The sequence below is a fragment of the Ferrimonas sediminum genome (assembly GCF_900100175.1).
Taxonomy (GTDB): domain Bacteria; phylum Pseudomonadota; class Gammaproteobacteria; order Enterobacterales; family Shewanellaceae; genus Ferrimonas; species Ferrimonas sediminum.
Genome location: NZ_FNEM01000004.1, coordinates 255,442 through 278,508, shown reverse-complemented (window position 1 = coordinate 278,508; position 23,067 = coordinate 255,442). Strand labels below are relative to the sequence as shown.

The 23,067-nt window shown below is 59.0% G+C and carries 26 protein-coding genes; 20 read left to right on the top strand and 6 right to left on the bottom strand.

The window, feature by feature from the left end; all coding sequences use genetic code 11:
• Positions 1-13 precede the first annotated feature (13 nt).
• Positions 14-430 carry an Lrp/AsnC family transcriptional regulator gene (locus BLT77_RS07370; protein WP_090364412.1) on the top strand — a complete coding sequence of 139 codons (417 nt, stop codon included), beginning with the start codon at positions 14-16 and terminating at the stop codon, positions 428-430.
• The gene (locus BLT77_RS07365; protein ID WP_176819225.1) at positions 421-939 is read left to right on the top strand and encodes a M48 metallopeptidase family protein; all 519 of its coding nucleotides are present in this window, start codon (positions 421-423) and stop codon (positions 937-939) included. The genes BLT77_RS07370 and BLT77_RS07365 overlap by 10 nt, the downstream gene beginning before the upstream one ends.
• An 11-nt stretch (positions 940-950) precedes the next feature.
• Here BLT77_RS07365 and BLT77_RS07360 read toward each other — a convergent pair whose 3' ends face one another.
• A complete protein-coding gene (locus BLT77_RS07360) occupies positions 951-1,538 on the bottom strand; it encodes an acyl carrier protein phosphodiesterase (RefSeq protein WP_090364181.1) in 588 nt (195 codons plus the stop codon).
• Positions 1,539-1,898: 360 nt separating this feature from the next.
• Here BLT77_RS07360 and queA point away from each other — a divergent pair, with 360 nt between their 5' ends.
• From queA to BLT77_RS07315, 8 genes are all read left to right on the top strand, one after another.
• Positions 1,899-2,972 (top strand): tRNA preQ1(34) S-adenosylmethionine ribosyltransferase-isomerase QueA, encoded by a 1,074-nt coding sequence (gene queA / locus BLT77_RS07355; protein WP_090364178.1) that lies wholly within the window; start codon positions 1,899-1,901, stop codon positions 2,970-2,972.
• A 317-nt stretch (positions 2,973-3,289) separates the two neighbouring features.
• A complete protein-coding gene (gene tgt / locus BLT77_RS07345) occupies positions 3,290-4,414 on the top strand; it encodes a tRNA guanosine(34) transglycosylase Tgt (protein WP_090364171.1) in 1,125 nt (374 codons plus the stop codon).
• A 27-nt stretch (positions 4,415-4,441) separates the two neighbouring features.
• The gene (gene yajC, locus BLT77_RS07340) at positions 4,442-4,771 is read left to right on the top strand and encodes a preprotein translocase subunit YajC (RefSeq protein WP_090364168.1); all 330 of its coding nucleotides are present in this window, start codon (positions 4,442-4,444) and stop codon (positions 4,769-4,771) included.
• Positions 4,772-4,794: 23 nt separating this feature from the next.
• Positions 4,795-6,636: a protein translocase subunit SecD gene (gene secD / locus BLT77_RS07335; RefSeq protein WP_090364165.1), complete on the top strand. Its 1,842-nt coding sequence runs from the start codon at positions 4,795-4,797 to the stop codon at positions 6,634-6,636.
• A gap of 13 nt (positions 6,637-6,649) precedes the next feature.
• Positions 6,650-7,594 carry a protein translocase subunit SecF gene (secF, locus tag BLT77_RS07330; protein ID WP_090364162.1) on the top strand — a complete coding sequence of 315 codons (945 nt, stop codon included), beginning with the start codon at positions 6,650-6,652 and terminating at the stop codon, positions 7,592-7,594.
• Between the two features lie 241 nt (positions 7,595-7,835).
• On the top strand, positions 7,836-8,144 hold the full coding sequence (locus BLT77_RS07325; protein ID WP_090364160.1) for a putative signal transducing protein: 309 nt from the start codon (positions 7,836-7,838) through the stop codon (positions 8,142-8,144).
• A 6-nt stretch (positions 8,145-8,150) separates the two neighbouring features.
• Positions 8,151-8,519, top strand: coding sequence for a rhodanese-like domain-containing protein (locus BLT77_RS07320; RefSeq protein WP_090364158.1), 369 nt, complete (start codon positions 8,151-8,153; stop codon positions 8,517-8,519).
• Positions 8,519-9,403 carry a precorrin-2 dehydrogenase/sirohydrochlorin ferrochelatase family protein gene (locus BLT77_RS07315; RefSeq protein WP_090364155.1) on the top strand — a complete coding sequence of 295 codons (885 nt, stop codon included), beginning with the start codon at positions 8,519-8,521 and terminating at the stop codon, positions 9,401-9,403. Before BLT77_RS07320 ends, BLT77_RS07315 begins: the two co-directional genes overlap by 1 nt.
• Positions 9,404-9,411: 8 nt before the next feature.
• Here BLT77_RS07315 and BLT77_RS07310 read toward each other — a convergent pair whose 3' ends face one another.
• The 3 genes from BLT77_RS07310 to BLT77_RS07300 all read right to left on the bottom strand — a co-directional run bounded on the left by BLT77_RS07310 (position 9,412) and on the right by BLT77_RS07300 (position 10,734).
• Positions 9,412-9,705 (bottom strand): hypothetical protein, encoded by a 294-nt coding sequence (locus BLT77_RS07310; RefSeq protein WP_090364153.1) that lies wholly within the window; start codon positions 9,703-9,705, stop codon positions 9,412-9,414.
• Positions 9,706-9,724: 19 nt separating this feature from the next.
• Entirely contained in the window at positions 9,725-10,255 is a 531-nt protein-coding gene (locus tag BLT77_RS07305; RefSeq protein ID WP_176819224.1) for a class I SAM-dependent methyltransferase, read from the bottom strand.
• 65 nt (positions 10,256-10,320) lie between these two features.
• A complete protein-coding gene (locus BLT77_RS07300; protein ID WP_090364148.1) occupies positions 10,321-10,734 on the bottom strand; it encodes a hypothetical protein in 414 nt (137 codons plus the stop codon).
• Between the two features lie 270 nt (positions 10,735-11,004).
• Between BLT77_RS07300 and BLT77_RS07295 the strand changes: the two genes are divergently transcribed.
• From BLT77_RS07295 to BLT77_RS07260, 8 genes are all read left to right on the top strand, one after another.
• A complete protein-coding gene (locus BLT77_RS07295; RefSeq protein ID WP_090364145.1) occupies positions 11,005-11,544 on the top strand; it encodes a YbbN family protein in 540 nt (179 codons plus the stop codon).
• Positions 11,545-11,742: 198 nt separating this feature from the next.
• On the top strand, positions 11,743-12,774 hold the full coding sequence (locus tag BLT77_RS07290) for a LysR family transcriptional regulator (RefSeq protein ID WP_090364141.1): 1,032 nt from the start codon (positions 11,743-11,745) through the stop codon (positions 12,772-12,774).
• Between the two features lie 279 nt (positions 12,775-13,053).
• On the top strand, positions 13,054-13,974 hold the full coding sequence (locus BLT77_RS07285; protein WP_090364138.1) for a DmsE family decaheme c-type cytochrome: 921 nt from the start codon (positions 13,054-13,056) through the stop codon (positions 13,972-13,974).
• 11 nt (positions 13,975-13,985) lie between these two features.
• Positions 13,986-15,980, top strand: a complete 1,995-nt coding sequence (locus tag BLT77_RS07280; protein WP_090364135.1) for an MtrB/PioB family decaheme-associated outer membrane protein — start codon at positions 13,986-13,988, stop codon at positions 15,978-15,980.
• A gap of 24 nt (positions 15,981-16,004) precedes the next feature.
• Entirely contained in the window at positions 16,005-18,380 is a 2,376-nt protein-coding gene (locus BLT77_RS07275; RefSeq protein WP_090364133.1) for a DMSO/selenate family reductase complex A subunit, read from the top strand.
• 16 nt (positions 18,381-18,396) lie between these two features.
• Positions 18,397-19,014, top strand: a complete 618-nt coding sequence (locus BLT77_RS07270) for a DMSO/selenate family reductase complex B subunit (protein ID WP_090364131.1) — start codon at positions 18,397-18,399, stop codon at positions 19,012-19,014.
• A gap of 59 nt (positions 19,015-19,073) precedes the next feature.
• Positions 19,074-19,694, top strand: a complete 621-nt coding sequence (locus BLT77_RS07265; RefSeq protein WP_090364128.1) for a TorD/DmsD family molecular chaperone — start codon at positions 19,074-19,076, stop codon at positions 19,692-19,694.
• Positions 19,695-19,982: 288 nt separating this feature from the next.
• A complete protein-coding gene (locus tag BLT77_RS07260) occupies positions 19,983-20,321 on the top strand; it encodes a hypothetical protein (RefSeq protein ID WP_176819223.1) in 339 nt (112 codons plus the stop codon).
• Between the two features lie 44 nt (positions 20,322-20,365).
• On the opposite strand, the gene BLT77_RS07255 is transcribed toward BLT77_RS07260, so the two are convergent.
• Complete coding sequence (locus tag BLT77_RS07255) at positions 20,366-20,812, bottom strand: hypothetical protein (RefSeq protein ID WP_090364125.1); 447 nt, start codon at positions 20,810-20,812, stop codon at positions 20,366-20,368.
• 193 nt (positions 20,813-21,005) lie between these two features.
• Here BLT77_RS07255 and BLT77_RS07250 point away from each other — a divergent pair, with 193 nt between their 5' ends.
• Both BLT77_RS07250 and BLT77_RS07245 read left to right on the top strand, forming a co-directional pair.
• The gene (locus tag BLT77_RS07250; RefSeq protein ID WP_090364122.1) at positions 21,006-21,794 is read left to right on the top strand and encodes a ParA family protein; all 789 of its coding nucleotides are present in this window, start codon (positions 21,006-21,008) and stop codon (positions 21,792-21,794) included.
• 49 nt (positions 21,795-21,843) lie between these two features.
• Positions 21,844-22,239, top strand: coding sequence for an MAPEG family protein (locus tag BLT77_RS07245; RefSeq protein WP_090364119.1), 396 nt, complete (start codon positions 21,844-21,846; stop codon positions 22,237-22,239).
• A 27-nt stretch (positions 22,240-22,266) separates the two neighbouring features.
• Here the strand turns inward: BLT77_RS07245 and BLT77_RS07240 are convergent, their stop codons facing one another.
• Positions 22,267-22,728, bottom strand: coding sequence for a YMGG-like glycine zipper-containing protein (locus BLT77_RS07240; protein ID WP_090364117.1), 462 nt, complete (start codon positions 22,726-22,728; stop codon positions 22,267-22,269).
• Positions 22,729-23,067: the final 339 nt, after the last annotated feature.

Here is a 23,067-nt window from a genome sequence, read left to right as displayed (position 1 = left end):
CATGGGATCGTCACTGGACCGCTTTGATCAGGCCATACTGGCGGAGTTAAAACTTAACGCCCGCCAGCCGGTGGCCGCCATCGCCGACAAGGTTAACCTGGCCCGGTCGTCGGTGTCGGAGCGGATTAAAAAGCTGGAGCAAAGCGGCGTGATCCGCGGCTACCGTGCGCAGCTGCAGCAGTCGATGCTGTCCGGCATCAGCGCTTATTTCGAGATTGTCCATGAAGACAAAAGTTGCAAGGACATCGCCGATAACATTCGTCAGATTCCCGAGGTGATCACTTGTCATGGTATCAGCGGCCACATCGACCTGCTGGTGTTTGTCAAAATGGACTCGATGCAGCGACTGCATGAGATTCGCGCCGAGCTGGATGCCCTGCCGACGGTGGTGAAGATCACCACTCATGTGGTGATGAACGAATGGCTGTAATCGAGCGCTCGCTGCCCTACCTGAACCACTATCCGGCTGAGATTGTGCAGCAGGTATCGCAGTTGCTGGAGCAACGCCAACTCGGCGAGCGCCTTCGGCGCCGCTATCCCGGTTTGCACCAGGTGGGCAGCGACGGTGCCCTGCGTGACTACCTGCAGCAGCTGAAACAGCAGCACATGAAAAAAGCCGGGGTGCTGAATAAGGTGCAGTACGACACCCGTCTGCATGTCATCCATAACGCCCTGGGTACCCACAGCTACGTGCAGCGCCGTCAGGGTGCCAAGGTCAAAACCCATAATGAGATTCGCATTGCGGCGCTGTTTAAGCGTGCCCCGGAACCGCTGCTGCGGATGATCTGTGTCCATGAACTGGCCCACCTTAAGCACAAGCAACACGACAAGGGCTTCTACCAGCTGTGCCTGCATATGCTGCCCGATTACCATCAGCTGGAGTTCGATACCCGCCTGTGGCTGACCGAAAAAGAGGTGTACGGCGATCCTTTTGAGTGATGCCCCCTGGGTCAGAACTGTGGATACCGGCGGGCGGCGTCGTGGGCGAAGTCGATGATTTGCGGGTAGAGGCGGGAGAAGGTGCTGAGGATCTCCGGTTCCAGCTGTGCCAAGGCCTGCTCGCCTCCCAGCAGCATCTGCGGCCGGGACAGGCGCTGGGCGATGCCGTTGATGGCCCGGGTCAGCCCCGAATGGTGGGCGTAGTTGCCGAGCCAGTCACCCTGGGACATGTGAGTGGCCAGGGGCCGGCACTGAGGAGGCAGTTGCGGGTCGCTCAGTAGGATTCGGTAGGTATGCTGACAAAACTGGGGCAGGGGCAACGGGTGGTACTGATCCCAGTGTCGGGCCAAATGGTGATCAAAAGCCATGTCCAGCAGAATCCCCGAAGTGCGGCGGTAGTGGCCGGGAAAGCGGGATTTCAGTTGCAGCAGCAAAGGGTGGCCATCGATATGGCTGTCCACCTGGCGGTGCAGCCAGATCCCCTGTTTCAGTGCCTCAGGTTGGTCATCGAAGCGGCCCTTGACAAAGTCTCCGGCCAGGGCGCCAGCCAGGCTGGTCTGAGTCAGATCCGCCAGATGCAGATGGGCGAGAAAGTTCATGAGGGTTCGTTTGCCTGGGTCATGGCTTTACCTTAGCGGCAGGGGCGCAGTGGGGCAAGGCCGACCAGAGTCGGCCCGGTCAAAGTCGGTGGGTGGGTCAGCGCAGTGGCCTCACCTTAGGGGCCATGGGGAGTCTCCAACAGTTCGGGGGGGACCACTGTAGCGAAGGGGACATCGGTGAGTGTCGAGAGACGGTAAAGTTTTGAAAAGGGGCGGGGTTGGTGAATTGTTGTGCAGGGATCGGGCGAGTTGTGGACAAAAAAGAGCGCACCGTCCTGGAGCCACAGGCTAGATCCCGACTCTGAATGGGTTTAGACTACTGCCCCCCCGCCTCGCGGCGCAAGAATGAGACTGATATCAATGCAGGTTGCTGACTTTCAATTTGACCTTCCCGATGAGCTAATCGCCCGCTTCCCCATGGCCCAGCGCAGCGCGTCGAGACTGCTGCACCTGGATGGCAACGGCGGCCACCTGGTGGATGGGCAATTTCCGGATCTGCTGGATCTCCTCCATGACGGCGATCTGCTGGTGTTTAACAACACTCGGGTGATTCCGGCGCGGGTCTTTGGCAAGAAAGCCAGCGGCGGTAAAATCGAAGTTCTGGTTGAGCGGGTGGTGGACGCCCACCGGGTGCTGGCCCACGTCCGTTCCTCCAAGTCCCCCAAGGTCGGCACCGAACTGCAGTTTGAGCAGGGCGTCAAAGCGATCATGGTGGCCCGTCACGATGCGCTGTTTGAGCTTGAGTTTCAGGGCAGCACGCCGGTACTCAGCATTCTCGATGCCATCGGGCATATGCCATTGCCACCCTATATTGATCGCCCGGACGATGAGGCCGATCGCGAGCGTTATCAGACCGTCTACAACAGCCGGCCTGGCGCGGTAGCGGCGCCGACGGCAGGCCTGCACTTCGATGACGGTATGCTGGAAAAGCTGAAGGCCAAAGGGGTGCGCTTTGCCTATGTGACACTGCATGTGGGGGCGGGCACCTTCCAGCCGGTGCGGGTCGACAAGATCGAAGACCATCATATGCATTCCGAGTGGGCCGAAGTGCCTCAGGAGGTGGTGGATGCCATCATAAAAACCAAGGCTGACGGTGGCCGGGTGGTGGCTGTGGGCACCACCTCGGTACGGTCACTGGAGTCCGCGGCCCAGGCGTCGCTGGTGAAAACCGGCGAGCTGCAACCTTTTGCCAGCGACACCAACATCTTCATCTATCCCGGTTACCGCTTCCAACTGGTGGACGCCATGGTGACCAATTTTCACCTGCCTGAATCCACCTTAATCATGCTGGTTTCGGCGTTTGCCGGTCAGGATAAGGTGATGGCGGCCTACCAGCATGCGGTTGATAACCGGTATCGTTTTTTCAGCTATGGCGATGCAATGTTCATCAATCGGGATGAGAAGCTTCACAGCCAGGAAGATTGCCTGGATTAATTTTCGGGCGGATCGGCTAGACTCACTCGCAATAACCGTGTCGGTGCTGGGGCCGATGCGGAATGGTCGGCTCGCCGACCGGCCTCACTATCAAGACCAAACCGGTTACAGTTAACTGGTTTAATCGGGGGTTGTTGAGGGGATTTTGGTGAAATATTGGCAGTCTGTTTCCTGTGGTTTCAATCAGGGTGCCAAATTGGATCTTTTTCTCCGCAAATGACCGCCCTCCCTTGAAAACAGGCACCTTAATCCACATTGTGTATTCAATGCCCCAGGGCTTTTATTCAGTCAGACTGTTTATCTGGCAAGAGGTAGAAATGAAATTTGATTTGATCACCACCCAAGGACGCGCCCGCCGCGGTCGATTGACCTTTGAACGGGGTACCGTGGAAACGCCGGCGTTTATGCCGGTAGGCACCTATGGCACCGTGAAGGGGATGACGCCGGAAGAGGTGGAGGCCACTGGCGCCGAAATCTGTCTCGGCAACACCTTCCACCTGTGGCTGCGTCCGGGCACCGAGATCATGCAGAAGCATGGTGACCTGCATGACTTCATGAATTGGCACAAGCCGATTCTGACCGACTCCGGTGGTTTCCAGGTGTTCTCCCTGGGTCACATTCGTAAGATCACCGAAGAGGGGGTGCATTTCCGTCATCCCATCAATGGCGACAAGATCTTCCTGGACCCGGAAAAATCGATGGAGATTCAGTACCACCTGGGATCTGACATCGTGATGATCTTCGATGAGTGCACCCCCTATCCGGCCACGGAAGAGGAAGCGGGCAAATCGATGCGGATGTCCATGCGCTGGGCTCAGCGGTCTCGCGATGCCTTCGATAAACTGGAGAACCCGAATTCGCTGTTCGGCATTATTCAGGGCGGCGTGTACGAGCATCTGCGCGACGAGTCTCTGGAAGGGCTGATGAACATCGGCTTTGACGGTTACGCCGTCGGCGGTCTGGCCGTGGGCGAACCCAAGGAAGACATGCACCGCATTCTTGAGCACATCTGTCCTAAGATTCCGGAAGATAAGCCCCGCTATCTGATGGGTGTCGGTAAGCCGGAAGATCTGGTAGAAGGGGTGCGTCGTGGCATCGATATGTTCGATTGCGTGATGCCGACCCGGAATGCCCGTAACGGCCACCTGTTTACCGCCGAAGGGGTGGTGAAGATTCGCAACGCCAAGCACCGGGACGATACCAGCCCGCTGGACAGCGAGTGCGATTGTTACACCTGTAAGAACTACAGCCGTTCCTACTTGCATCATCTTGATCGCTGTAACGAAATTCTAGGTGCGCGCCTCAATACCATTCACAACCTGCGTTATTACCAGAAAGTGATGGAAGGTTTGCGAGGCGCCATCGAGCAAGGTAAATTAGACGACTTTGTCGAGACGTTCTATTCCAAGCAAGGCCGCCCTGTGCCGCCTGTAATTGATTGATTAACTGATAACTAAAAGAGAACCGATATGTTTATTGCAAAGGCATACGCTGAAACCGGTGCGGCCCCCCAGGGTGGCGGTGTAGAGATGTTGATCATGCTGGCGGTGTTCGGTCTGATCTTCTACTTCATGATCTACCGTCCTCAGGCCAAGCGCGTAAAGGAGCACAAGTCACTGATGAGCTCCCTGAGCAAGGGTGATGAAGTGCTGACCAACGGTGGTCTGGTGGGTAAGATCGCCAAGATCAAAGAGGATGACGACTTCGTGGTACTGGCTCTGAATGAAGATACCACAGTGACTATTCAGAAGAGCTATGTCTCAGCGGTACTGCCTAAAGGCTCCCTGAAATCTCTGTAAGATCGTATTAAGAGGGCACAGCGGTGCTGAATAAATATCCTTTATGGAAGAGCCTGATGGTGGTGTTTATCCTCGCCATCGGTGCGCTCTATGCCTTACCGAATGCGTTTGGTGAAGATCCTGCACTGCAGATCTCTGCCGGCCGCAACGCCGAGGTGACCCCGGCGACCCTGACGCGTCTGCAGCAGGTGATCGAGGACGACGGCCTGAGCATCAAGCGGGCGGAATTGGAAAACGGCCAGATCCTGCTGCGCTTTAACAGTGCACCGGATCAGCTGAAAGCCAAGGCTCTGGTGGCCAACGAACTGGGCAGTGACTACTTTGTGGCGCTGAACCTGGCAGCGGCGACGCCGGACTGGCTGGCGGCAGTGGGCGGTAGCCCAATGAAGTTGGGTCTGGACCTGCGTGGCGGTGTGCACTTCCTGATGGAAGTGGACATGAGCGAAGCGATTCGCAAGCAGGAAACCCAGCTGGTCACCGATTTTCGTTCCGATCTGCGCGAGCAGCGCCTGCGCTATGCTGGTATCCGTGCCGGTGCCAAGAGCATTGAGATTCGCTTCCGCGATCAGGAGACCCTGGTCAAGGCTGAGGACTTTCTTAAGCAGCGCAACCCCAACCTGGTGTTTGATGACAGCGACATGACCCTGCACGTCAGTATGGGCGAAGCCTATCTGGCAGAAGTGCAGAAGTACGCGCTGCAGCAGAACATCACCATTCTCCGTAACCGGGTGAATGAGTTGGGTGTGGCTGAACCTGTGGTTCAGCAGCAGGGCACCAACCGCATCGTGGTGGAGTTGCCCGGGGTACAGGATACCGCTCGTGCCAAGGAGATTCTGGGTGCTACGGCAACCCTGGAGTTCCGCATGGTATCGGAAGGGGCCGATCTCGGCGCCGCCCTTCGTGGTCAGATCCCCGCCGGTTCTCAACTGTTTGAAAGTGCCGATGGCCGTCCGGTATTGCTGGATAAGCGGGTGATTCTGACCGGTGACCACATCACCGGTGCCCAGTCCGGCTTCAGCGAAACCAGCCAGCCTCAGGTGAGCATCAACCTGGATGCCACCGGTGGTAACAAGATGGCGGACTGGACCCGTGACAAGATCGGTAAGGCGATGGCCACCGTCTTTATCGAGTACAAGTCGACCGGTAAGCGTAAGCCTGACGGCTCGCCGGAATTCGAAAAGCATGAAGAGGTGATCAACACCGCGACCATTCAGGCTCGCCTGGGTCGCAGTTTCCGCATCACCGGCCTGGATACGCCTCAGGAAGCGCAAAAACTGGCGCTGCTATTGCGTGCCGGAGCCCTGATTGCGCCGATCACCATCGTTCAGGAAAGTACCATCGGTCCCTCCATGGGTCAGGAAAACATCGACAACGGTCTGGCGGCGATGATCTCCGGCCTGGTGGCGGTGATCTTCTTCATGGCGGTGTACTACCGTAAGTTCGGCCTCCTCTCCGTGGGCGCCCTGGCGGCGAACATGGTGCTGATGGTGGGCGTGATGTCGATGATTCCCGGTGCCACCCTGACCATGCCGGGTATTGCCGGTATCGTGCTGACCGTGGGGATGGCGGTGGATGGCAATGTGCTGATCTTCGAGCGTATCCGTGAGGAGCTTAAGGCCGGACGCAGCGTCCAGCAGGCGATTCACGAAGGCTACGCCAACGCCTTCTCAACCATCGCCGATGCCAACATCACCACCCTGCTGACGGCGCTGATTCTGTTCGCCGTGGGTACCGGGCCGGTGAAGGGCTTTGCCGTCACCCTGATGATCGGTATTGCCACCTCCATGTTTACCGCCATTGTCGGTACCCGTGCTGTGGTGAACGCTTTGTGGGGCGGTAAACGTCTCAAGAAGCTGTCGATTTAAGGAGTGGAAACCGATGTTTGAACTGTTATCCCTAAATAAAACGATCGATTTCCTGCGCCATGCCCGCGTGATCAGTGCCATCTCGGTGATGCTGATGATCGCCTCGGTGGTCTCTCTGGCGACCCGGGGCATCAACTGGGGCCTGGATTTTACCGGCGGTACCGTGGTGGAGATCGTCTACCAGCAGCCGAAAGACACCGCCGAACTGCGTAGAGCGGTGGAAGCCCAAGGTATCGACGGCGTCATCGTGCAGCACTTTGGTGCTGCGACCGACCTGTTGATTCGCGTGCCGCCCAAGGCCGGTAAAGGCAATGAAATGGTGGTCCGAATCGAAGAGGCGGCCCGCAGCCTGGAAAGTGGCGCGGTCATTAAGCGGGTCGAGTTTGTCGGTCCCCAGGTGGGTAAAGAGCTGGCTGAACAGGGTGGCCTGGCCGTTCTGACCGCCATCATCTGTATCCTGGCTTACGTGGCGTTCCGGTTTGAATGGCGTCTGGCACTGGGGGCCGTCGCGGCTCTGGTGCACGACGTGGTGGTGACGCTCGGGGTGTTCTCCGCGTTCTACCTGGAGTTTGACCTGACGGTTCTGGCGGCGGTCCTGGCGGTGGTGGGCTACTCGCTCAACGACACCATTGTGGTGTTTGACCGGGTGCGGGAGAATTTCCGCAAGATGCGTAAAGGCAGCCCGGAGCATGTGGTCAACACCTCAGTGACTCAGACCATGAGCCGGACCATCATTACCACAGGCACCACCCTGTTTGTGGTCATCGCCCTGTTTATTCAGGGTGGTTCGATGATTCATGGCTTCGCCACGGCGATGCTGTTGGGCATCGGCTTTGGTACCTTCTCTTCCATCTATGTGGCCAGTTACGCCTCCATCAAGCTGGGTCTGACCCGTGAGCATATGATGCCGGTGGTGATTGAGAAAGAGGGCGCCGACCAGGAAAGCCTGTTGCCGTAACACTCGGCCAGTCAACGGTAATTTTATTTAAAGCCACCCTCCGGGGTGGCTTTTTGTTAGCAATTTGTAGATGATGTCGATGCGCAACGAATATCAGGGAGTGCCCAAGTGGCCGAATTTCAGGTGCATTCTGGCGGATTGAAATATCCTTAAGGTGAGGCACCCAGTTCGGTCGCGTTGCCGATTTTGGTAACGGAAAATCGGACTGTGTATGGGGCCGAGTTTATACGAGGAATGGATGATGGATAGCTTCGTAGAGTTGTACCGGGCCAGTAATGCCCTAGAAGCCCATGCCCTGAAAGGGGCGTTGGAGCAACAGGGAGTCATGGTACGCCTGCTGGGAGAAGCCCTGGCAGGAGGCACCGGAGAGCTTCCCATAGACAGCCAGGAGGTCGGTTTGTTGGTGCAACGTCGTCATTTTGATAAAGCCAATGCGGTGTTGGAACACTATCATCAGAGTCAGGCGCCTTGGCAGTGCCCCAGTTGCGACGAGCAGAATGATGGTCATTTCGAAACCTGTTGGCGTTGTGGGGGCTTTCCCCAGAAATAGGTTGCTATGAAACATAACCCTGGCTTTGACGCCCTGGTCGACACCTTTCGGCCCCAAGTTAATGAACTCTCCATCGATACTCTCCTCAACTGGCAGGCCATAGGCCAGCCCCATCAGCTGATAGACGTGCGTGAACAGGATGAGTGGCAGCGGGATCGCTTGCCCGGAGCCCGTTATCTGGGGCGCGGAGTGATGGAGCGGGACATCGAGTCCCTGTACCCGGATAAAGATCAGGTACTGGTGCTCTATTGTGGCGGCGGTTACCGCTCGGTGCTGGCGGCGGTGAACCTCAACCTGATGGGGTATACCCGGGTGTATTCCCTTATTGGCGGTCGCCGAGACTGGATGAACCGGCAGTTGCCGGTGGAGAGCTGATGCGTTATTTCCCCCTGTTCTTTGATACTAAGGCCAAACGGTTGCTGATTGTCGGCGGGGGGGAAGTGGCCGCCCGCAAACTGGCGTTGTGGCGCCGCACCGAAATGACCATTACTCTGGTGTCGCCGCAGTTGTGCGCCGAGCTGCGGTCGCAGCAGGATGGTTTTCACTGGGTGTCGCGGCACTTTGATGATGACCTGATTCCCGGCTTTGACGGGGTTATTGCTGCCACCGACGATGAGGGGCTGAATCGTCGCATCAGCGTACTGGCGAAAGAGCAGGGCGCCTGGGTGAATGTGGTGGACGATCCCGGAGCTTGTACGGTGATCACTCCGGCCATTGTCGATCGCAGCCCGGTGGTGGTGGCCATCGGCAGTGAAGGGGGAGCACCGGTACTGGTGAAAGAGCTCAGGCGGCGACTGGAGTCGTTGCTGCCGTCGTCATTATCGCCGCTGGCCAGGTTCATGAGCGAGGCGCGTTACCGCATTCCGTTGGCCAACCGGCGCCGGGTTTGGGAGCGGTTTTTGGGTAGCAATGGCCTGGCGTATGATCAGCAGACCGAGACGCGGCTCGAGCAGGCTATGGAGCAGCAGGCTGGAACCGGATGGGCACTGCTGCTGTCCGCCGAGGTGGATTCGGAGCTGCTACCGTTGAAGGCGGCGATGCTGATGCAGGAGTGCGACGCGCTGTGGTTTGACGGCGTTTTACCGGGGCGCCTGGATGAGTTGTGTCGCCGTGATGCCCAGCGACTGGCGTGCCTTCCCGCAGCGCTTGAGCCGGGCCAGAAAGTGCTGGTAGTGGCATCTTCGGAGCGTTATCAGGACTGGCAGCGCCAACTGAGCGGCGTCCGGGTCATCGAGGTTGGTGCTGGCTGGTTGGCGTAACTCGCCTCTTAAAACAGGTCGTTGCCGGTGACCACCATCAGGGAAAAAATCCAGACGGTGAAGGCCATGCAGATGTGCACCAGGCCGTAAATCAACGCATCGCCCCGCTTCATGACCCTATCGTCAATAATCAGATACAGGTGCACCAGGGCGATCAGTCCCATGGCGATGTTCAGTGGCCATTGAAAGGCGGTATTGCCCTCGGGTATCAGCACGCGAACGCCAATGGCAAAGAACACCATCAACAGGGTCAGTATCGGTGCGATTCCGATGCGATAACTGTCTGGGTACCACTGCAGCACGGCGTCTCCTTAGTGGGAATTATTTTCTGGCGATCAACTGCGCGCTGTAGCGATGCGGTTGTCGGTGCTCCCCTTCAACGTAATGCAGGGGCTGCAAAGATGCAAAGTGTTGTTTCAATTCACCGGGCTGTAGCAGGAAGTCCGGATTACTGGGTTTGCCGATTTGAGCCTGCTGACTGAGAAAGGTTTCATAGAAAATCACCCCTTGTGGTAGCAGGGACGCCTTCAGTGCCGGCATCAGAGGCCGGTGCAGGTAGTTGCAGACCACGATGGCGGCGAACTGCCGGCCGGCCAGGGGGAGGCTGCCAGGCTGCTCCAGATCCAGTTGCCAGCAGACAATGGGCAGACGCTCGACCTCGGCGACGGCGGCAATGGCGGCCAGTGCCTCGGGGTTACGGTCGGCACACCAGACCGGAATCCCTTTTCGGGCCAGGAAGAGGGCATTGCGTCCATATCCGCAGGCCAGATCCAGTACCGGCCCCGGTGGCAGGGAATCAAACAGGGTATGGTGTTTGACCAGAAAAGTCGAAGGGGAGTGGCTGCTGTGCATGTGGGCGTCCATGGTGAGGAAAGGACGCCCAGTATAGCGCGTTGTCGGGGGGACGGCAGGCGCCGTCAGCCCTTGACCTCTTTGGGACCGTCGATGCGGCGACGATGCCAGATTGAGTAGTGGCGCAGGCCCGCCGGGCCATGGGAGGTGATGACCGAGATCAGTGCTACGGTGCAAAACAGTGCCACCTTGTACTGGGGCAGCGGATAGCACAGCGCCACCAATACTACCTTCAGCAGAGTCAGCACCCCTTTCATCTGCACCAGCCACAACGGCGAACGCACCACTTCCCACACCATCAGAATCAGGCCGGTGCTCATGGCCAGTATCCACCAGGGCAGCCACAGGGACTTATCAACGCTGTAGAAGAAACCGCCACTGGCACCAATGATCCCTAGAACATGCAGGGCTCTCAGGCTGGATTTACTGAGTCGCTGAATCCAGAACTGTTTTTCCGAGAGGAAGGAGTGTTTGGCCATGGAGGTGTCCGCTGAAAAAATTTGCCAAAGGGTACCACAGTGGCGTTTGGATGGGGATGATCCGCCTCTCGGACCGGCTTTGGCGAGGTTTCTGAGAAGGGTTTGTTTCCCTCGCGACTGCGGCTTTGTGATCTACTGCACCAAATGAAAATTAGTTGTATTAAATTGAGAACCAAAGCGCCGTTGACGTACCTAATGTTCTACGATAGGTAACGTATGGGTTGCCCCGGTTGGGTGCAGCAGACTGTTGGCGTTTAGAAGGTATCTGCAATGATGAAACGATTGATTCTGGGCGCTCTGGTAATGAGCAGTGGTGTATCTGCGATGCCAGGCATGGGGAATGGCAATGCGAGCATGGATGGGCTCAAAGGCAACAATCCACATGGCGCTGTGCCCATGGAAGATGCCGTAATGGTGGGTAAGCTCACCAGCCAGCAGTTGATCTTTGAAATGATCCCCATGGGGCGCGAGTATCTGGCCTATAAGGTCAATACCGAAGCCCTAAGCCCGCTGGTAAAGCGGGAAGACAAGGTTGAAATTCTGGCGGTACTGGGAACCTGGGATAAGGTCAGCCAGCAACAGGTGCCTCGAATGATGAAGATTTTGAAAATCCTCGATAATCCCAATATTACCGCCGAATACGTCGGCGTCGATAAGAAGGGCAGTGCCGGAGAGACGCCGCTGATGGAGGGGGTTCAGGTGATTGCGTTCCCGACCTTTATTGTGCGTCAGGGTGGCAAAGAGATTGGCCGCATCGAAGGGCAGACGCCGCAAGGGCTGGAAACCGCACTGGCGCAACTGCTGCGCTAATCGAGTACCAGCATTGAGTTTAAAGACGGTCGCCTGTGGCGGCCGTTTTTTGTGGGTGGATGATCGTGCCTTAGGCGCCTAAGGGAGCAGAGGGTGACTTTCTTACTGGCTTGTTGTTACTAATAAACGGATGGATGCCGGTCAGCGAATTACGTTAAGCTTATCCTCAACTGAAGAGATTGATATTGGAACACCTTGATGAGTAAAGAGCTTCTGAGCTTGGATTTTCTCACAATCAGAGTATTTGTATTGATGGTTGAGTTGGGGAGCGCCACCGAGGTTGCCAATCAACTGTCACTGTCGAAGCCTAAAGTCAGTCGTTCTCTGGCGAAACTGAGGGAGGTATTTGGCGATGAGCTGTTTGTCAGGAGTGCCAGTGGTTTCAAAGCCAATATGACTGCACTAAAGTTATATAACTCGGCAAGAAAGATCGATGCTGAAATAGGGGTTTTGAGCCAGGATGTATCTTTGGGCAGGGCGTCGGTAGTGACGTTGAAAATTGCCTGTAGGGAACATCTGCATGATTATGTTTGTGCGGCGGTTCAGGCAATCAACCGATCCTGTCAGTTTAAATGCGTGCTGGATCTCCACTCGTGGACCGCCAGCAGTGACGAACAACTGCAGCGGGGCCAGCTCGATGGAGTTATCGCTGTTCGGGAGATCGGCTGTTCTCAGCCTGAACTGAGAGAGTATCCCTTTGCCTTTGCCGACCAGCTGTTCCTGATTGGTCGCCGAGGCCATCCGGTGTTTGCGGCGACGCCGCGGTTTGATGATATCTTCCGTCATGGCCTCATTCCCTTCAATTATGCCATGTGTGGTCAGCACCGCCACCCGCTGGAGGAGTACGCCCAACGGCACGATATGATGGGATCCATCTGCCACATCTCCTCGCACATGGGCCACATTATCGACAGAGTCAAAGGCGGTGACGAACTGACCATACTGCCGTCACTGTTTACCCATCAGTTGTTTAAGGATGATCAAGAGCTCGAATTTTTGGAGTTCTCTGCCCCTTATGTCCAGGCCCTTGGGGGCGGTAAAGGCTACCGTTTCCACGAGCTTTGCATCCAATACCTGCCTTCGAACCGCAAGGGAAGCCTAATTGAGTCTCTCGGCCAATACCTGAAAAAAGAGTATCAAAAGCTGATCAGTGCTTATATGGGCCACGATATCTATCGGGATCCGCAACTTGATAAATGGCTCAAGGACAATCTGGGTGAGTTTCTATAATTGAAAATTCATTTTCAGTTGTTGAAATTGGCATTTTAGTTCGTGTTTTTAATAATTACCCACCCAGTTTTTTTCTAAGCAACTGATTAATAAGTGCAATGATTTAGAGTTATGCCCACCTTCGTCCATTGGGTGGCCAAATTATCTCTGAAGTTCTGTGATCCTGACGAATTTATAAAACGGACACAGTAACTATATTCCGCAACGCACGATGAACCCGGGGTCATAAGGCATCGACTTATGGCGACCGGTTCTCATACTAAACGCTGCGGAATAACTATGAATCAAAAAAAACGAATACGCCGGAGTTGCCTCCTAATTGGACTCGCTTCCTGTATCGGTCTGAACGTCTACGCCACGGATGCGGAGTCGCTGCTGCTGGAGAAGTTCCAGGCCGGCCACTACTCCCGAAAAGGCGCCGACAGCTGTCTGATGTGCCACCGCAAGTCAGATACGGTGAGGGCGCTGTTTCAGGGTGTACACGGTGACATGAGCGGCAGCAGGGGCCCCATGGGGCAGCTGCAGTGCGAGTCCTGCCACGGCCCTCAGGGCAAGCACAAGGGCAAGAACGAGCCGATGATCGCCTTCGGCGACAACGGCAACGTCTCCGCCGAGCTGCAGGACAGCGTCTGTCTCTCCTGCCACCAGGATGGCGAGCGGACGGCCTGGCACGGCTCGATGCACCAGCAGGAGAAGCTCAGCTGCGTCAGCTGCCACACCGTCCACGCCGCCGCCGACCCGGTGCTCAATCGTAACAGCGAGGTGGCGGTCTGCACCGGCTGTCACACCGAGCAGAAGCTGGATATGGCCAAGCGCAGCGCCCACCCGATGCAGTGGGGCCAGATGGCCTGCAGTGACTGTCACGCCCCCCACGGCTCGCTGTCTGAAGCCAGCCTCAAGCAGGTTAGCGTCAACGACAGCTGTTTTGAGTGTCACGCGGAAAAACGCGGCCCCTTCCTGTGGGAACACCAGCCGGTGACCGACAACTGCCTCAGCTGTCACACCCCCCACGGCAGCGTCAACGACACCATGCTCGAGCGCCGCGCCCCGATGCTGTGCCAGAGCTGTCACGCCAGTGACGGCCATGCCAGCCGCGGCCACGGCGACGACAACGCCTTCAGCGGCGGCCAGAGCTGCCTCAATTGCCACAGCCAGATCCACGGGTCCAACCACCCCGCGGGCCAGGCCCTGCAGCGCTAAGGAGACTCACCATGAGATTTCAATTGAGTGTCGTCGCCCTGGCCCTGGCTAACCTGGGCATGGCTCAGGCGGCCGGCTTCGACCTGAATCAGGCCAACACCCAGGGGGTCGATAAGAGCCGCTGGAACTGCAGCCGCTGCAGCGTGCCCCACGCCTCCGGCGAGCTGGGTGTGTCGGTGGTCGGCACCGACGCCGACGACCCCAGGGCGGCCAACCGCCTCGGAGAGGAGAGCGATCTGGTCGCCGCCCTGCAGGCGGACCTGCTCTACACCAGCAAGGATGACGGCCGGCTGCGGGTGCAGGCAGACGATTTGGGCATGGAGACCGGCGCCGCTGAGATCCGCTTCGACAACGACCAGGTCGGGGTCCACGCCGGCTACCGCAGCAACCTGCAGGTGGACAGCGGCCACGCCCAGACCCGCTACGGCTTAAGTGGCAATGACCTGGTGGACAGCGGCGAGCTGCGCACCACAGAGCTGTCGAAAAAGCGCGAGAGCTGGCTGCTGGGCGCCCAGTACAAGGGCGACCACTGGCGCAGCTTCATCGACTACGAGTACCAGAGCAAAACCGGCCAGCAGGCGGGCTCCACCGCCCTGTTGAAGAGTCCGGTGAACATCGTCAAGCCCATCGACCACACCACCCAGAAGCTCAAGGCCGGCGCCGAGCTGAGCGGGGCGCGGTGGCTGGCGGGGCTGAGTTATCAGGGCAGCCTGTTCGACAACGGCCACGACGCCCTCTACAACGGCGAGCGCGGTGCCCTGACCGCCCTGGAGCCGGGCAACGAGGCCCACCAGCTGCTGGCCAGCGGCCAGTACCGCTGGCAGCGGAGCATCCTCAGCGGCCGGCTGGTCAAGGGCTGGCAGTACCAGAACGAAGACTACGTCGACACTTTGGGCGTGCCGCCGGGCATCACCCACTTAAACGGTGAGGTGGAAACCTGGGACGCCAACCTCAAGCTCACCACCCGGGTCAGCCGCGACCTGAGGGTCAACCTCAAGGCCGACTACCGCGACCGCGACAACAAGACCCCGGTGCAGCTGTTCTCCACCGTGGCCTACGACCCCAACTCCGGCCAGGCCACGGCGAATGTGCCGCTGGACTCCGGCCGCCACGCCTACCTGCTGGACGGCAACTACCGCTTGGCCAAGGGGCTGCGTCTCAGTGGCGGCTACCAGCGGGTCGAGCTCGAGCGCAGCAACACGGTGCGCGAGCAGACCGATGAGGACCGGCTGTTCGCCAGGCTGAGCTATTCGGCCCTGGCCAACTGGGCCTTCAGTGTTGAGGGCGAGCTGGGCCGCCGGGACGGCTCCCGCTACGACGCCACCGCCGCCACCTCCAGCGAGGACAACCCGCTGCTGCGCAAGTACCACCTGGCCGACCGCGACCGCAACCAGGTCGAGGTCAAGGTGAGCCACACGCCGCTGGCCAACTTAGGGCTAGAGCTGAGCTACCGCTACGCCAGGGACGACTACGACGCCAGCGAGCTGGGGCTGACTGAATCCACCGACAACGGCTACGACCTGTCGCTGAGTTATCACCCCACCTCAAACACCGAGCTCTACCTGTTCGGCGGCCAGCAGTGGATTGACGCCAGCCAGGCGGGCAGCCAGGGCTTTGTCAGCCCCGACTGGCTCGGTGACACCGAGGACAGCTTCAGCCACATCGGTGGCGGCGCCGTCTACTCCGGCCTGATACAGGACCGGCTCAGCCTGGGGCTGGACTACCAGTACAGCGAGTCGCAGTCCGACACCCAGGTTACTGGACCAGTCAGCGGCCAGAGCCCCTATGGCGACTACACCGCCTGGTCCCACAACGTCACCCTCTACGCCAACTACCGGCTCTCCAAGCGGGCGCGGCTGCGGGCGGACTACCGCTATGAGCGCTACTACGACACCGACTACGCCGATGTCGCCCCCGGCGCCATCCCCGGCCTGGTGACTCTGGGGGAGATGGGCGCCAACTACAACGCCCACCAGCTGATGCTGACCCTGAGCTACGCCCTGTAATCAACGAACATTAAGGAAAACCTGATGCAAAGACGTGACTTTTTGAAATTGAGCGCCACCGCCGGCGCGGTCTCCTGTGTGACCGCCTGCGGCAGCAAGACCGCGGAGACGGTAACGCCGCCGCAACCCGACGCCCAGGAGCAGGTTAACTGGGGATCCTGCACCTGCAACTGTGGTCACTCCTGCCCCCTGCAGGTGGTGACCCGGGATGGGGATATCGTGCGTATCGAGACGGACAACCTGGGGGATGACAGCTGGGAGAGCCACCAGTCGCGGGCTTGCGCCAAGGGGCGCTCCTTCAAGAAGAAGGTGTACGCCGCCGACCGCCTCAAGGCGCCGATGAAGCGCATCGGCAAGCGCGGCGAGGGCAGGTTTGTCGAGATCAGCTGGGAGGAGGCGTTTGACACCATCGCCGCCGAGCTGCGTCGGGTGATCGACACCTACGGCAACGAGGCGGTCTACTGCCAGTACGGTTCCGGCCGGCTCTACTCCTGGTTCTCCGGCGGCCACTGGAACGGCGGCGGTCGCTGGGGCGCCAAGCTGCTTAACCTCCTCGGCGGCTACCTGGGCCAATACAATACCTACAGCAGCGGCCAGGCCTCCAATGCCGGCCAGTACACCTTTGGCGGTCGTCCGGTCAGCGGCTACGCCGAGCTGCAGAACAGCGACTTCTATCTGAGCTTCGGCCACAACCCCGGCGAGACCGAGATGAGCGGTGCCGGTGGCGGATACGATCTCAGCGTTCTGGCCAAGGGGCTGGAGACGGTGATCGTCGATCCCCGCTACACCGACACCCTGGTGTCCAAAGAGGCCAAGTGGCTGCCGATCCGTCCCGGTACCGACGCCGCCCTGTGTGAGGCGCTCTGCTACGAGATCATCACCCGGGGTGCCGCCGACGAGGCGTTTCTCAACCGCTACTGTGTCGGTTATGACAACCAGACCCTGCCTCAGGGGGCGCCGGCCAACGCCGACTTTAAATCTCATATCCTAGGGGGCGGGCCGGACGGTGTCGCCAAGACCCCGGAGTACGCCGCTCCCATCACCGGCATCGCTGCAGATGAGATTCGCGCCCTGGCCACCAAGCTGATTGCCGCCGAGGCCCCCTTCATTGGCCAGGGGTTGGGCCCCCAGCGCCAGGCCAACGGTGAGCAGACCGTTCGGGCGATTACCATGTTGCCGCTGCTGCTGGGCAAGGTGGGCCTGCCGGGCACCAGCACCGGCTTTACCCCGGCCAAGAATGTCTTTCCCCTGACGCTGTCCCCCACCGGCGCCAATCCGACCAAGGCGCAGATCCCCTGCTTCATGTGGAGTGAGGCGGTGGCGCGGGGTGAGGAGATGACCGCCCTCAAGGATGGGGTGCGCGGTGTCGATCAGCTCAGCACTGGCATCAAGTTTATCTGGAACTACGCCGGCAACGCCCTGATCAACCAGCACTCCGATGCCAACGGCACCCACAGGATCCTCGAGGATGAGTCCCTGTGCGAGTTCATCCTGGTGCACGATGTGCAGATGACCCCCAGTGCCCGCTATGCCGACATCCTGCTGCCGGATCTGACCGACGTCGAGGTGAACGACATCAGCGGCAACCCGGCCACCCACGCCGGCGTCATCACCGCCATGACCAGCGCCATCCGTACCCCGTTCGAGGCCAAGGGCTGTTTCGAGGTGTGCCTGGAGGTGGCCAGGCGCCTGGGGGTGGAGCGGGAGTACGCCGAGGGGCGCAGTTATCAGCAGTGGTTGGAGCATCTCTACAACGGCTTCGCCGCCTCTAAGGGGTACCCCGAGTACGCCGAGCTGGTGAGGATGGGGATCTACCGGGTGCAGGACACCACACCCAAGATCGGACTGGAGGCGTTTGTCGACAACCCGGAGGCCAACCCGCTGGCCACCCCCAGCGGCAAGATCGAGATCTACTCCGAAACCCTGGCGCAGATGGCGCAGAGCTGGGTTCTGCCGGAGGGGGATGAGATCCCCGCCATCCCCAGCTATGTCCGTACCTGGGAAGGCTATGAAGATGTCGACACCAGGGCGGAGTACCCCCTGCAGCTGATCGGCCACCACACCAAGGGGCGTACCCACTCCAGCTTCCACAGCAACCGCTGGATGCGGGAAGCGGTGGAGGATTGCGTGTGGATCAACCCTAAGGATGCCCAGGAGCGGATGATTCAGTCCGGCAGTCTGGTGCTGATCCGTTCCAAGCGTGGCCAGGTGAGGGTGCGTGCCCGAATTACTCCCAGGATCATGCCCGGGGTGGTGTCCCTGCCTCAGGGGGCGTGGCGCAATAACGCGGGTGAGGTTGATGATGGCGGTTGCGTCAACACCCTGACCGCCATGCGCCCAACCGCCATCGGTAAGTGCAACCCCCAACACACCAACCTAGTCGAGATCACCCCTGCCTGAAGCGGAGAAGTAACAGATGACAGATAAGATTCAATACGGCTTTTATGTCGACACCAGCAAGTGCACCGGCTGCAAGACCTGCCAGATCGCTTGCAAGGATCGCAGTGACCTGCCCCTGGGGGTCAAGTGGCGCCGAGTGTATGAGTATGGCGGTGGCGCCTGGAGTGACAACGGCGACGGCACCCTCAACCAGTCGGTGTTTGCCCATTATGTCTCCCTGGGCTGCAACCATTGCTCCCACCCTGTGTGCGTCAAGGCCTGTCCCACCGGTGCCATGCACAAGCGCAGCAGTGACGGCCTGGTGCACGTGGACGCCGCCATCTGTGTCGGCTGCCACAGCTGCGCCCGCGCCTGCCCCTACGACGCGCCCCAGTTCGACAGCGAGCGCGGGGTGATGACCAAGTGTGACGGCTGCTACGACCGCCTGAAGCAGGGGAAAAAGCCGAGCTGCGTCGAGTCCTGCCCGCTACGGACGCTGGAGTTCGGGCCCATTGAGGAGCTGCGCGCCAGGCACGGTGACAACGCCGACATCCAGCCTCTGCCCGATTCGTCGATCACCAGCCCCAACCTGGTGATCACCGTGAATCGTGCCGCCCAGCCCGGCGGCCGGGTTCTGAACGAGTTTGAGGTCTGATAACCCAGCACACCCGGCCGACGCCTTGGCGCCGGCCGGGAAGCAACACGGAGTGAGCTATGTCCTGCGACACTGAGATGGCATTGACGGCAGCATCCCTGAGGGTGCTGCACAACCTGTTCTATCATAAACCTTCCAAGGAGCGCCTCGCGGAGCTAAGGGACAGCGGCCTGCTCAGCGCCTGGCCCGGCCGTGGTACCGATGACGACGTTGAGCGGGGGCTGCTGCAGATGGAGCGCTCTTTAACGGGTGATCGCCTCGAGCAGATTGAGCGTGACTTCTACGCCTTGTTTATCGGTCCGGGTCCGGCACTGGCCAGTCCCTATGGTTCGGTCTATCTGGATAGAGATAACCTGGTGTGTGGGGAGGGTACCCGGAGGTTTCAGCAGTTGTGCCAGGCTCAGGGGGTGACCATGACTCTGCATTCACAGGGGCCCTGGGACCACTTCGGCCTGATGCTGGCGTCTCTGGCGCTGCTGCTGGAGCAGGATCGCCAGGTTGCCGCCGCCGAACTGCTCGGGGATCACCTGTGGCCTTGGGCGCCGCGGTTCCTGGAGCGGGTGGTGGAGCATGGCCGCTGCGGGTTGTTTCAGGGGGCGGCGCAGTTGGCGCAGTGGCATCTGGGCCTGTTGCTGCGGCAGTTGGCGGTGACTCCTCGGGAGTGTCCGCTCTACCATTAACGTTGAAGCGATCACCGGCTCAGAGGTTGAACAGCCCCAGGAGCATCAGCTTTGGGGGCTCCCTCGTCAGGGGCAGGAGCTGGTCGGCGTAGTCCTGTGCCATCCAATTCATCTCCTCGGTTCTGAAGGGGGCGAGGATCTCCCCATGCAGGAGTGCACCACCTCGTCCATATCACGGCTGACGTTGCAGTTGCTGCAGCACCGCCAGCACGCCGCTGTTTTTGAGTCGCCATGAGCCACTTCCTTCCCCTTTACACCAGGATCAGCCTGTACAGCGCTTGGGAGCGGATGGCTGCAGTTCAACCGCAGGTAGTGGTCGACGCCATTGCCATTGCCAGTGCCTATCTGAAAGAGGGGGCACAGGTGTTCATTCATGGTCGCGATCAGCAACCCAGTCAGCTGGTGGCCAGGCTCACGAAGGGGCAGGACGTCACGGTGAACTCGGTCCTGCCTGGCCCAATCAGGATCGAAGGTGTGGAAAATTATTTTGATACCTTGCCAGCCACTGAGGGGAAGCCGGTGGCGGAGTTAACCGGTAACCACTTTAGCGATCATGAGTCGACCAGCAGCAGAGCCATGAACGGCCAGGCGCTGCGGGTGGGAGGCTGCATAATCAGGGCGCCGTAACCCCGATAAAAAAACGCGGCCTGGCCGCGTTTTTTGTGTGCTTATCAGCGCATCATATTCCGCCGGGATGCCCGTTGCTGCCGCATCGCCTCATCCCACTGTTGATACAGACCCAGTATCTGCTCACTGATCGCCTGGTAGCTGGGATCCTCTGGTTCTTTAGACTGGTGCTGGGCGACGTGGCGGGCCAGCAGGCAGATCAGATGCTCCGCCTGGCTCAGAGGGCCATCGGACAGGCTTTTGATCACCATCTGGCGCAGCCCCAGGCTGAGAATCTGCAGCAGGGTACCGGTATTCAGCTCCTGCTCTCTCAGCAGGCCGGGCTCTTCGGCCAGCACCTGCTGGGTCAACAGGTTGGTGACCTGGGATAAATTGGTGGCCCCGTGGAACAGGGCATGGATGCTGACATCCCGGGCCATAAACTCTTCCAGTCCGGTGGCCAGATCGGCGCCTTCCCAGCGTCGCTTGGAAAACTCTCGAAGTTTGCTCATCGCCGTTATCATGTTCTGACAGAATCTGTTGCTCAGTGTAGCGCCTTTTTTGCCCGGAGGCCGTGAGCCAGGGTCGCTTTTGGTGAGGGATTTCAAGCGGGTTGCAATGCTCAAAGATAACCGTCTCAAGGGCTGACTTTAGTGTAAGGGTACCGTAGTATTGACTGAAAATTGAACGCTTAAGGAAGAGTCAATGAAACGGGTCGTGTTTAACCAGAAAGGCGGAGTCGGAAAATCCAGCATCAGCGTCAACCTGGCAGCCATCAGTGCGGCCAGGGGCTACCGGACGCTGTTGGTGGATCTGGATGTTCAGGGCAACAGCAGCCACTACCTTGGGGTGGATGAAGCCAACCTGCCGGAGGGCAAGACGGTGGCGGATCTGCTGAAGCAGACAGTTGGCTGGTTTGGCTCCATGCCGGCCCCGGAGCAGTTCGTTCATAAGACCCCGTTTGACAACCTGAGCCTGTTGCCGGCCAGCCCTGTGCTGGCCACTCTGGAGCGGGAACTGGAGATGCGCTATAAGATCTACAAGCTTCGGGATGCGTTGAAAACGCTGGAAAGCGAGTTTGATCGCATCTACATCGATACCCCGCCAAACTTTAACTTCTATTCTAAGTCAGCCCTGATAGCAGCAGATAAGGTGCTGATTCCATTTGATTGTGACGGGTTCTCTGCCCAAGCCATTTCTAGGCTGATGGACAACTTGCTGGAGCTCAAGGCGGATCATAACGGCAAACTTGAGGCCGAAGGCATCGTGGTGAATCAGTTTAATCCTCAGGCGAGGCTGCCCCAGGCGCTGGTGGCGGAGCTGGCGGCCCAGGATACGGTGCCTCTGTTTGCCACCTATCTGGGCAGCTCGGTAAAGATGAAAGAATCCCACCATCAGCAGCTGCCATTGATCCATCTGGCGCCGGGCCATAAGCTGACCGGCCAGTTTGTCAGCTTGTATGAGGAACTGGAAGCCAGCGAGGTACTGGCATAAGCCGGTGCCGCAGGGGGAACATCCGTGGGTGATCTAAGGAGAGTGAAACATGGCAACGTCATTGTGGGTGTGGCTGATACTGGCCTTGCTGCCTTATGGGCTGGCCGCCGCAGGCGGAGTCATGAAACTTCGGCAGTTGGGGCGTCTGGATAACCACCACCCAAGATTGCAGGCGCGTCAACTGACCGGTGTCGGGGCCCGGGTCTGGGCGGCGCAGGCCAACGCCTGGGAGGCTCTGGCGCTGTACAGCGCGGTGTTTGCCGTGGCTCATTTTGCCGGAGTGACGGAGGCGGTGTTGTCACTGCCAGCGCTGGGTTTCCTGCTGACGCGGATTCTGCACCCGGTGTGTTACCTGGCCGATTGGGCGCTGGCCCGCTCTCTGACGGTGACCGCAGGCCTGGCCATCTGCGTGTTCGTGGCGGTTCAGGCCATCTCTTTGGCCTGAGTGCACTCAGGCCAAAGGAGTTCACTATTATTGCAGGCTGTACTCGCGCCCCTCCATGCAGGCTTTGAACGCTCGAGTGTACATCGCCATCTGGCTGTCTTTATCGGCTTGGGCATTGGCCTGGGCTTGTTGGTTGGCGGCTTCGGCTTGACGCCTCTTAGACCCCCCTCGCATTGTCCCGACTGCCGCACCGATGGCTGCACCTTCACCCGCATCGCCGGCAATGGCACCAATGGCGGCTCCCGCCGCCGCTCCGCCCAGGGCACCACGGGCGCGTTCACCCCCGGTTTGCTGACTGGCTGGGGCAGGTTGGCTGGCCAGTTGCACCGGATCCACCCCGGTATTTTCAGTGGCCCAGGCCTGGCACTCGAGTGTGTCCTGTTTCTGTTGCTCGGCGTCCTGGCCGGCCGCCGGGTAGATGATGTAATCCTGAGCCACGGTGCTCAGGGAGAGAGTGGCCAACGTCAGGGCCAAAATGGTGCGCAGCATGCAACACTCCTAACAAAGAATTTACCCTGATAATGATGATAGCAGCGGCCTGAATCCCGGCTGAATTTTCTGAATGTTGTTTGCTTACTCCTCCGGGTATGACCTGTTCGCTTAAGATTAGCCCTTCTTAATCATGACCTTAAGTTTTGGCCTCTCATCAGAGAAACGCATCTTTTTGATGCGAATGCGACCACGATCACGTTCGCATATCTGAATATTCAGTTTGAATGACTGTTTTCATATTGCTGATATTTAGCTGTTTTTTTGTTTCAGCAAAGCGGGATGTGATCAATGTACGGTGAATTGTGTTCTTTTTGGGGAAGAGGCTAGTGAAGCCGA